The sequence below is a fragment of the Arthrobacter sp. P1_B4 genome, assembly GCF_056406555.1.
The window spans coordinates 1-10,240 of record NZ_JBFTZW010000102.1 but is presented as its reverse complement, the minus strand read 5'-3'; the positions used below and the strand labels follow the sequence as shown (position 1 = coordinate 10,240).

The 10,240-nt window shown below is 65.4% G+C and carries 10 protein-coding genes and 1 pseudogene; 3 read left to right on the top strand and 8 right to left on the bottom strand.

Annotated features, from left to right (window positions below):
* Positions 1-290 (top strand): annotated as a pseudogene (locus AC1D1W_RS18335) (hypothetical protein); the annotation flags it as partial.
* Positions 291-364: 74 nt separating this feature from the next.
* Here the strand turns inward: AC1D1W_RS18335 and trxB are convergent.
* Positions 365-1,357, bottom strand: a complete 993-nt coding sequence (gene trxB, locus AC1D1W_RS18330) for a thioredoxin-disulfide reductase (protein ID WP_476944434.1) — start codon at positions 1,355-1,357, stop codon at positions 365-367.
* A 130-nt stretch (positions 1,358-1,487) separates the two neighbouring features.
* Positions 1,488-2,129, bottom strand: coding sequence for a LysE family translocator (locus AC1D1W_RS18325; protein WP_043436044.1), 642 nt, complete (start codon positions 2,127-2,129; stop codon positions 1,488-1,490).
* Positions 2,130-2,469: 340 nt separating this feature from the next.
* Here AC1D1W_RS18325 and AC1D1W_RS18320 point away from each other — a divergent pair, with 340 nt between their 5' ends.
* On the top strand, positions 2,470-4,065 hold the full coding sequence (locus tag AC1D1W_RS18320) for an MFS transporter (protein WP_243177836.1): 1,596 nt from the start codon (positions 2,470-2,472) through the stop codon (positions 4,063-4,065).
* Between the two features lie 86 nt (positions 4,066-4,151).
* On the opposite strand, the gene AC1D1W_RS18315 is transcribed toward AC1D1W_RS18320, so the two are convergent.
* The 4 genes from AC1D1W_RS18315 to AC1D1W_RS18300 form a co-directional block, all read right to left on the bottom strand.
* Positions 4,152-4,820 carry a GAP family protein gene (locus AC1D1W_RS18315; RefSeq protein ID WP_476944433.1) on the bottom strand — a complete coding sequence of 223 codons (669 nt, stop codon included), beginning with the start codon at positions 4,818-4,820 and terminating at the stop codon, positions 4,152-4,154.
* A gap of 39 nt (positions 4,821-4,859) precedes the next feature.
* On the bottom strand, positions 4,860-6,011 hold the full coding sequence (locus tag AC1D1W_RS18310; RefSeq protein ID WP_243177834.1) for an AI-2E family transporter: 1,152 nt from the start codon (positions 6,009-6,011) through the stop codon (positions 4,860-4,862).
* Between the two features lie 96 nt (positions 6,012-6,107).
* Positions 6,108-6,494, bottom strand: a complete 387-nt coding sequence (locus AC1D1W_RS18305; protein WP_230010772.1) for an SHOCT domain-containing protein — start codon at positions 6,492-6,494, stop codon at positions 6,108-6,110.
* Between the two features lie 94 nt (positions 6,495-6,588).
* Positions 6,589-7,032: a hypothetical protein gene (locus AC1D1W_RS18300; protein ID WP_476944432.1), complete on the bottom strand. Its 444-nt coding sequence runs from the start codon at positions 7,030-7,032 to the stop codon at positions 6,589-6,591.
* A 282-nt stretch (positions 7,033-7,314) separates the two neighbouring features.
* Here AC1D1W_RS18300 and AC1D1W_RS18295 point away from each other — a divergent pair, with 282 nt between their 5' ends.
* Positions 7,315-8,145 (top strand): class II glutamine amidotransferase, encoded by an 831-nt coding sequence (locus AC1D1W_RS18295; protein ID WP_476944431.1) that lies wholly within the window; start codon positions 7,315-7,317, stop codon positions 8,143-8,145.
* A 102-nt stretch (positions 8,146-8,247) separates the two neighbouring features.
* Here the strand turns inward: AC1D1W_RS18295 and AC1D1W_RS18290 are convergent, their stop codons facing one another.
* Positions 8,248-9,753: a hypothetical protein gene (locus tag AC1D1W_RS18290; protein ID WP_476944430.1), complete on the bottom strand. Its 1,506-nt coding sequence runs from the start codon at positions 9,751-9,753 to the stop codon at positions 8,248-8,250.
* A 254-nt stretch (positions 9,754-10,007) separates the two neighbouring features.
* The coding region (locus tag AC1D1W_RS18285; RefSeq protein ID WP_476944429.1) for an ion channel at positions 10,008-10,240 on the bottom strand (233 nt) is incomplete at its 5' end.

The following is a 10,240-nucleotide window of genomic DNA, read 5'->3' as shown; positions in this document are numbered from 1 at the left end:
CGCTGGTTCCGTCCGTCTCGGCCACCTTCGCTGCGCTTGGCTGGCTATTCCTGGCGGTCATCGTCGTCGCCGCGGTGCTGTGGTTCCCGGTGGGCTACTACAACCTGACCGCGGTGGAGCTGATCGCCGCGTCGCTGATCTTCGCCTGGCTCATCATCCTGATCCGTAACCTCGCAGCCGTCGATGCCGACCAGCTTGAGGCGAACCTGCCGGCCCGGCCGCTGCCATCGCCGGCTGAGCCTGCGAATCGGCCAGTTTCCGCAACAGACAGCGCAGTGCCCGACCCGTAAGTGCCGCGGGGCCTGCCGACGACGGAAGTGCCGACGCCGGGAGTGCCGTCGGGAAGGGCCGCTTCAAGGCTCGCCTATGAGTGCGTCGGTTCTTCGACCAGCGCTGTGGCGATGCTGTCGGCGTCCTCGAGCGCGGACAGGAAGCGTTCGGCGTCCAGGGCCGCGGCGCAGCCGGTGCCGGCGGCGGTGATGGCCTGGCGGTAGCGGTGGTCCACGGCGTCGCCGCAGGCGAAGACGCCAGTCAGGTTGGTGACCGTCGTAGGGGAGTCGACCTGGATGTAGCCGTCGGCATCGAGGTCTATCTGGCCGGCCAAAAGCTCGGTCCGGGGCACGTGCCCGATCGCGACGAAGATGCCCGTGGCGGCCTGCTGCCGGGTGTCGCCGGTGCGGGTGTCGGTCAGGGTCACTCCGGTGACCTTGCCGTTGCCGTGGATCGCGGTGACGGCGGAGTTCCAGGCGAACCTGATCTTGGGGTTGTCCTTGGCCCGCTGGGCCATGATCCGGGAGGCGCGCAGTTCGCCCTTGCGGACCACCACGGTCACCGATTTGCCGAAGCGGGTCAGGAACGTGGCCTCCTCCATCGCCGAGTCGCCGCCGCCGACCACGATGATGTCCTGGTCGCGGAAGAAGAAGCCGTCGCAAGTGGCGCACCAGGACAGTCCGTGGCCGCTGAACTTCTTCTCCTCCGGCAGGCCCAGTTCCTTATACGCCGAGCCCGTGGCGAGGATGACGGCGGGCGCTTCATGTCTCGCCCCGGCGGCGGTGACCACACACTTCAGGTGCCCGGCGAGCCGCACCTCGGTGACGTCGTCGAACACCACCTGCGCGCCAAACTTTTCGGCCTGCTGCTGCAGGCCGTCCATCAGTTCGGGGCCCTGGATGCCGCCCGGGAAACCGGGGAAGTTTTCCACCTCGGTGGTGTTCATCAGAGCGCCCCCGGCAGTGACCGCACCGGCGATGACGAGCGGCTTGAGCCCGGCCCGGGCGGCGTAGATCGCCGCGGTGTACCCCGCGGGACCGGACCCGATGATGATCAGCTTCTCGGTTGTCTTGATTGCGGCGCTCACGGTCGGGCTCCTTCGGTGACGGTTGCCGGCATGTGCTGATCATCCCGCCCGGTGGGGCGCTTATCAACGCCCCCGGGGTTGATCCGGAGTTCGGACACCCGGGAACGCTGCGCGGGAGCTGCCCGGGCAGCTAGGCGGAGGCCAGCGTCTGAGTCAGGATGGTGCCGCCAACCCCGACCAGGACCGCGCCTGAACCCCCGACAACGATCCGGCCGGTCCGGGGCCGGGCGAGGACTCCGGTCACTTTCTTGAGCGCGCTGAGCAGCAGCACGTACCAGGCCAACGCGATCAGCAGGAAGATGCCCGCCATCAATGCGTGCTGGGCGAGGGGCGGCAACGGGGCGACAGTGAACTGCGGGAACAGCGACAAGTAGAAGACGGCGACTTTCGGGTTGAGCAAGTTGCTCACCATTCCTTGCACGAAAGGCGAGCTCCCGCCGCGTTGGCGTTCTGCTGCCGGTGCCGGGGGTTGGCTGGGTTTGGGTGTTCTGGCGAACGCCTCAGCGAAGGCGCGCAGGCCCAGGTAGAGCAGGTAGGCGGCCCCGGCAATTCTGATCCCGGTCCCGACGACTTCCGAGGCCCCCAGCAGCGCCGTGACACCGAGCACCGCCAGCACGGCAAGGATCGTGTTGCCAACCATGATGCCGGCGGCGGCTGTGGTTGCCGCCCGTGTGCCGCGGGGCGCATTCCTGAGGACAAGTGCAAAGTCAGGTCCGGGCACCACCACTACGACCAAGCAGGTCAGCACGAAGGCTGCCAGTTGTTCCAGCATCGGGGATTTCCTCCGGGCGTCAGTCTGTGGCGGTGGGTGGTGAATTTCTGTCCGGGAACGAAACCCGGGCAGCCTTCTACGTTAGGCCAATACGGGCACACTGGAGCGCAGCCCCGCTCGTCGCCGGCGGAAGGGGGCAGCAACCTCACCCGCTGGGCATGATTCGGTCTCGAGGCCGGACCGCTAGCTTTGCATCAGCATCGCATTGCGGTGGGCGCTGATGGGATGTGCCTGCAGGACCATGCTCATGCGTGAACTGCCCGGTCTGCTCCAGAGGAGGCAACATGTCCGGTTGTGTGGTGGACCCGAGCGAGCCAACGAGTGTGGGAGGCGGACCGCGATGAACCCTCCGAAGGACGCCGGGACCCCGCCGGTGCAGTTCAACCAAAGGCTGGCGCTGCTGCTGGCCATGGCGATGTTCGTGCTGGTTGTCGACACGTCGATCATGAACGTATCGATCTCCGCCGTGGTGGACGACATAGGCGCGACCGTCAGCGGACTCCAGTCGACAATCGCCCTCGAGGCGCTGGTATCCGCGGCCTTTATCCTGATCGGCGGCAAGATTGGCGACCTGATCGGGCGCAAGCGCGCCTACGTCATTGGGCTTTCCTGCTACGCCGTCGGCGCCGTGGCGATGACGCTCGCCCAGACTCTCCTCCCGGTGATCATCTGCTGGGCCCTGATCGGCGGCCTTGGCGCCTCGCTGCTCCTTCCCGCCATGCAGTCGCTCATCCACGGAAATTTCGAGGGAGATGCCCAGCACCGGGTCTACGCCCTGGTCGGCGCGTCGGCCGCGATCGCCGCCGCCGTCGGTCCTCTGCTCGGGGGCTTCCTCACCACGTTCCTGTCCTGGCGCGTCGCTTTTCTGCTCGAGGCCCTCATCATCGCGGTCGTCCTGTCCGGAATCAAGCTCGTCAAAGACGTGCCGTACACCGGGCCCCGGGAACTGGATATCTTCGGATCACTTCTGTCCATCGTCGGCATGGGCGGCGTCGTGCTCGGAATCCTGGTCTGGCAGGAAGGCGGCGAGGCAGTGGGCGCACTCCTGGCCGTGGGTGCCGTCGGACTGGGCGGCCTGGTCTACTGGCTCCTTCAGCGCAAACGCCGCAACAAGCCGACGCTGCTGGACCCGGACCTGTTCCAAGCAAAAGCCTTCCGCTTTGGTGCCACGGGACAAATGCTCCAGCAGATCGCTCTGGGTGGCACCATGATCGTGCTGCCCATCTACCTTCAGATGGTGCTCGGATACAACGCGATGCAGTCAGGCCTGTCCATCGCCCCGCTCTCGCTGACCATGTTCGCTGTCGCCATGATCGTCGGGAAGAGGTCCGGGAGGCGGCGCCCGGCCAGCCTCATACGTTGGGGCTTTCTGTTTCTGATCGCGGGTTTGCTGGTGCTGGTCCCAATCGTGCCGCGAGCTGACTCCGGCTGGTGGCTGCTGATCCCGCTGATCATTTCAGGCTTTGGCCTGGGGCTGCTGGTATCCCAGCTCAACAACTACACCTTGTCCCCGATTTCGGACGAGCGGGTCAGCGAGGCCGCCAGCGTGAACTCGGCCGCGGGATCGTTCGGCTTGTCCTTCGGACTTGCGTTCGCCGGCGGCATCATGCTGGCATCGCTCTCGACCATCTTCATCGGCTTGTCCGATGCCAGCACGGTCCTCCCGCCCGACGACAAGCAGCAGGTCGCGACGGTACTGGAAGACGACGCCCAGGTGATGAGCGACGCGCAACTCCAGGAACAGATCGCCGGCCAGCCGGAGGACATCCAGAACGAAATCATCCGCATCAACACGGAGGCACGGCCCCTGGCCCTCCAGATTGCACTGTTCGTCCCGATCCTTGCCGGCCTTGCCGGGCTGGGTACTTCGTTCCGCATGATTCGGATCCCTGACCCCAAGCCCGCCGGCACCGGCGAGGGGAGCGTCCTGGGCTGAAGTCCACAGCGGCGAGCGTCCAGGTGCACCCCTGACAGCGAAGTTCCCCGGGATCCGTCGAGGCGCGTGGTTTCGGGGTAGTCCGATCAGAGCTGGAGAAGGCTGTAGCCCACGAGGAAGATCCCAATCGTCAGCGTCGCGATCGCTGCGATCCTGCGGCCATTGCGCTGCAGCCAGTTGAACAGGGCGGTCAAAGGCACTTGGGCCCGTTCGGGGGAGCGCAGCCACACAGCGACCGGAATGATGACGGCTGACTGGACCACGGCGGCGTAGGCGAGGACAAGCAGGCTGCTTGGCAGCGGCGGCAGTTCCTGGACACCGATCACGGCACCGGCGGTGACGGCCAGCAGGAGTGCCTTCGGGCGAAGGTTAAAGCCCAGGCCCAGGACGACGAATTCCCAGGGCCGGGCCGAGCGGAACCGCGACTTCATCTTGCCAAGCATGGCGTTGTCCCGGCCGCCCTTGCTCACGAGGAGGTACACGGCGTACGCAACCAGAAGCGCACCGATCACAATGGCGAACTGTGCCACCCATTCGTCCTTACGCAGGCGCRGCGGCTTGACGGGCAGGAATTGCAGGCCGACCGCCGCCAGGCCCACGACCACGATCGAACCCGCGAGGCTGCCGATCAGGAAGGGAAGGGCGCCGCGGCGCGGACTCGGCGAGAGCAGAATCATGATCGTCACGCTGACAGGCACTGTGCTGAGAGCCCCGGCCAGGGCGAAGAGAGCCAGGCTGCTGAGAGTGCTCAGCATGCTCCCCTCACCTTCCCCCGGCAGCACCCCGACGGCATGTCATGCCTTCGGCCCGCTTCCTGTGTCCGGGCGGCCCGTCTTCAGCCGTCCGCGGCGTGCCCGGATCGCCTTGTCTTCTTCCTTGATGAGCAGTTCGAGGTCCTTATTGTCGCCCGTCAACGGCCGCCACCATGAAAGCGTCGGGTCGGAATCGAGCAGGATGGTTCGGAACAAGAGCGTCAGGGGAACGGCGAGGACGGCGCCGACAGGACCCAGGACCACTGCCCAGAAGAGGACGGAGAAGAAGGTCAACGTCTCACTCAGCGACACCGCGTTGCCCACGTATTTCGGCTGGATGATCGACTGGATGATGCTGTTGATTCCGCCATAGATGATGATGACTGCCACGAAGGTCGGCCAGCCCCCGGTGAGATAGCCGAAGAACAACGGTGGGATGATGGCGATGAAATACCCGATGTTGGGGATGAAACTGCAGATGAAAGACAGCAGCCCCCAGAGCAGGGCGCCGGGGATCTGCAGGATGACCAGAACCAGCCAGTTGAACAACCCCTGCGCGATTCCGAGGACCGTGGTGGCGACCATGTAGCGGCGCACACCGGTTCCGAAGCCGTTGAGCGCTGAAACCAGTGCCGGCCGGTGATAGTTCAGGTGAATCAAGAGCGCCGGCACGCGCGAGCCGTCAATCGCCATAAGAATGAGCATCGTCAGGATGATCACGAGGCTGGTCACCAGGCTTGCGACGTTTCCCAGGAGGCCGCCGAGGAACCCGACGATGCGGCCCGGCGTAAACCCGTTCAGGACTGCCTGGGTTTGCTCCGGGCCAAATCCTACAGATTCCAGCATCGCGGAGATCCTTGCGCCGAACTCGGCCATTTGGGGGGCGTATTGCGGCAGCAACGCGGAGAACTGGGCGAGTGAGGCAATCAGGACTGCGGCGAAGGCGGTCAGCAATCCGAAGACAGCCGCGATGGTGGTCCCGGTGGCGATGCCCCGGGAAATTCCCCGTGCCTGCATCCAGCGGCGCAGCGGATGGACACAAAGCGTCAGCACGAAGGCAAAAAAGACGGGGGTGACTATTCCCTGGATCGCGCCGAGGCCGAACGCTGCAATCGTCGCGCTGGCCAGGGCGAGCAGGATTATTACGGTGCGGGGGAGGGCCGAACGATTGGATTCCGATGGTTCCGGCTCCATGAGCCCTCCTTGGTTCAGCCTAGCCATATCTTAGAAGCCTCATGGCCTCATGAATAGCGAGTTGGCCAGGCCTGCTCCTCGCGCCTCAACCCGGAGTCAGACGACGATCTTGCTCTTGATCTGGGCAAACTCCTCTGCACTGATGGTTCCCGCGTCCATGAGTGCTTTGGCTTTCGCGATCTCCTCGGTGGGGCTGGCCGTGGCGACACTGCGGATGTAGGCATCGGTTTCCTGCTGGGATTTACGGGCCCGCGCCATTGACCGCTCCGCCATGCCCTTGCCCCGGGCAATCATGTATGCCAGCACGGTCAGGAACGGTATGAAGACCAGAAGGACGATCCAGACGGCTTTCCACCAGCCACTGAGTTCGTCGTCGCGGAAGAGGTCGCCGATCACCATGAACACTGCATACAGGAAGGCGATAATCGCATAGAAGATGAACAACCACCAGAGAATATCCCAAAAGTTCTCGAAGAAATTCATTTTGGCTTCCCTACTTTCGCTTGGTGCGGCGTCGCCTACGAACGCAGCCTTGGATGGGAATGGGTTTCACCGCGGATATCCCGGAAGACCCGGGCTAGCACTTGGCGTCATTCGAGAGATCGCTGATGGCGGCCTGCACGTTCGCGGCTTCGTCCTTGAGCGAGTTGGCCGCCTGCGTCAGGGTGGCGTCGTCGGGAACGGAGTTCACAGCGGAGGTGAACTTCTGTTGGGCAGCTTTAACGGCATCCACCCGATCTTTGGCCGCGTCGCTGGCCGCGTTGACCAGATCGTCGTAGCTCTTCCGCACCTGATCCCGGGCCGCCTGGATCTGGCCGATCGTGGCGCCTGGCTTGAGGGAGTCCTTGAAATTCGTCAGGGCTGTTGAAAAGCCAGTGGCCGCAGCGCAAACCGGTGAAACGCTCGCCGTCGGGCTCGCGCTGGGGCYGCTGCTGGGTCCCGAGGTGGCGCAGCCGGCGAGCAGCGCAACCGCCGCCCCGAGCGCAGACATTCGCGCGAGGCCTGGTTTTGGTGTCGACATTGGACTCACCTCTCCATGGGCTTTCGCCTGGCAGCCCAATCACTGGCAGGTACCACCAGTGTTGGGTGAGGGGCCCGCTTGCGCGTCACCCGCCGCGGGTGATCCTTTCACGCCGCTCCCCATGCCAGGCACGCCGCTGACCAGCGGGGACGCGACGCCGGAACTATCGAACACGGGTGGGACCCCATCAGCTCCCACCCCGCGGCCCGAATCACCCCGGGGTGATGATGTGCCCGCTCCGTCGCCGTGATGGACTGCAGTCCACAACTGAGGGAGGATGCCATGTGTCGTTGGCTAGCGTATTCGGGTTCGCCGGTGCAACTGGAGGAGCTGTTGTACAAACCGACCAACTCGCTCGTGATGCAGAGCAAGCACGCTCGAATGGGCGTTGAAACCACCAACGGGGACGGCTTCGGCGTGGGCTGGTACGGATCCGCGCCGTATCCCGGGTTGTTCCACAGCACGGAGCCCGCGTGGAATGACCGCAACCTCCGCGAGTTGTCGGCCCAGGCGTCGGCCGGCCGGGTCTTCGCGCACATTCGGRCCTCGACCGGATCGGCGGTCCAACAGACCAACTGCCATCCATTCCGCCACGGCAGCTGGCTGTGGATGCACAACGGACTCATCCGGGAGTTCCCGACGGTGAAGCGCGACTTGGCCATGGCCGTTGAGCCATCGCTCTTTCCGCTGATCGAGGGAGCCACGGACTCAGAGCTCTTCTTCTTCCTCGCCCTGACCTTCGGGCTGGAGCAGGACCCGAGGGCGGCCGTAGCTGCCGCGGTTGGACTGATTGAAGACGTCGGCCGGCGCCACGGGATCGAGCAGCCAATCCAGATGACAGTGGCCACGACCGACGGCGACACCACCTGGGCGTTCCGCTACTCGAGTGAACGGCAGTCCCGGTCGCTGTTCCACAGCACCGACGTCGCGACCCTTCGCGTCCAGTACCCGGAGAACCCGTTGCTTCATGACCTGGCGGACAACGCGCGCCTGGTCGTCTCCGAACCGCTGGGGGATCTCCGCGGGGCGTGGCGGGAAGTACCCGAGGCCACCTGCGTGGTGGTGCACGGCGCCGGCGAGGACCTGTTCCCGTTCACGCCGACCGCCCCCTAGTGCCGGCGGCGGTGCCCCCCTCAGCGTCTGCGACGGGTGCCGCTGCCGTGCAGCACCGGCTGGTGCGGCGCTAACCGGTGGTCCGGTCCCGCCGCCGGCCCTTCACGCGCCGGTTCCTCCGGCGTCGGGCGCCCGGGGGATGGGAGTCGTGGGATACGTGTCATCGGGAGGGCCGCCCGCCGTGACCGGCTCACCGGTTGGCTCGGTGCCGGACTCGACACTGGACTCACCGCCGGGCTCGATGCCCGGCTCGCCTCCGGGTTCGGCGCCCGGCACGCCGGCTACGGCCGGCCGGCACAGCAGTTCGACCACGAGAATGACCAGCACGGCCAGGACGGCCGTCCAGATGGCGACGGCCGCCGTCGGGTCCTGCCAGAAGATCAGCACCAGCACAGCGATGCCGACGACGGTGGCTTCGATGATCCGCCGGTAGCGGGCCAACCAGAGCTGCCATGGCTTGGCCTGGCCGCCGCCGATCTTGCCGGTGATGTAGTCGCCCGCAGTCGCCAGGCCGTGCCGGACATACTCCGCGGGACGCGAGTGGCCCCCCAGAAATGCTGCCAGGGCGATCAGCAGTCCGACGACGAAGACAAGGCGCAGGCTGGTGCGCAGCGGTACCAAGAGCGCCTCGACCAGGCTTTCTGCCGCCGCTGGGGAGACAGCACTCGTCGGAATCGAGTTCAGGACGTAGCTTCGCCCGATCACAAGGGACAGCGCCAGCACCGCCATCGACACCGCCACGGCCAACCCCACGCCGCTCGTCGTGCTCCGTCTCCGGCCCCGGGGGGCAACGGCAATGGCGCCCACGGCGCTGAGCACCGTCAGCCACGCCAGTATTGGGCCGAGCCGGTCCAGGGTCCGGATGGTTTCCGTGGCACGGACCAGTTCAGGCGACTGGAACAGGGCGATCTGCGCGTCAACTTCCGGGATCCTCGAGGCGATATCCACCCCTTGCTGGACAAGGAGAGTCTTGACCCGGGCGATGATCTCTTTCGTGGAAATCGACACCGTGCCGTTCTCATCAATACTGACCGTGCCTCCCGTACTTCCCGTGGCAAGGTTGACCAGCCCCTGGTGCGCGACCCGGTTCACCTGGATCCAAAGGTCCTGGAACTGCGGTGTCGCAACGAATCTGGCAACGGCGGTATGGATGAGCGTTTTGGTCTGCTCCGCAAGCATCGGGGCCAGCCCGGTGAGCACGGCCGCCACGCGGGGCGCCGTTTTAGCGAGCTCGTTCAGGGCATCGCGCGTGATGGTCTGGAAATCCACGGCGTCGGTGATCTGTTGGGTGACCTTGTCGGCGATTTCGGCCTGGATCGCAGGGTCCGAGGCCAACGGTGCGACGGTGGCGACGTAGCGATCGGTGTCGATGACTTCGCTGCGCAGGTAAAGGGCCGGAACTGTCGCGAAGGCCAACAGGCCAGTGATAACCACCAGCACGATTGCCACAATGCGCCGGGCCAGCCCCGTATGCCGCACGGCCGGCCTGGGCGGGGCCTTGCGGGCAGTGTCCCGTTCCTGCTGGAGACGGGCAACTTCTGCCCGTAACCGCAGAATTTCTTCCTGTTCCGGGCTAGCGGGGCCAGCGGGCTGATCGTTCAGCGACATGAGGGGATCCGCCTTAGCTTGTGTTCCGCGGCTGGGCATTTCACGGCTATTTTCATTGTTCACTCGGCGTGCCGGTCCAGCCCCACCCACACAGGGTGATCTGTCACGCCGGGGAAGGGCCGGCCACGGCCGTCCCTACGGGCTGGAGGCCGCGCGTCGGACGTGCAGAGTGGCGCACCGAATCCCGGCGCTGCCCGCGAAATTTCAGCCGGCCGGCCCGCTGTCATCCGTTTTGGGTGATGACGGCGGCGGATTCAGGATTCGCCGCCCAGACGCCGCCCGGCCGCGAAGAACGCGACTTTTGCGATCAATAGGAGTGCACCTAAATCGGCAATCATTTGGACGGACACGACACCCCTCGCCAGCTGGCTTACCGGCGTAATATCCCCGAACCCGACGGTGGCAAACGTGGAAGTGGTGAAGTAAAGGGCATCGGTTCGGCTCAGGGGCTCGCTAAACGCCGCCGCAGATGTGATCGACATTGATG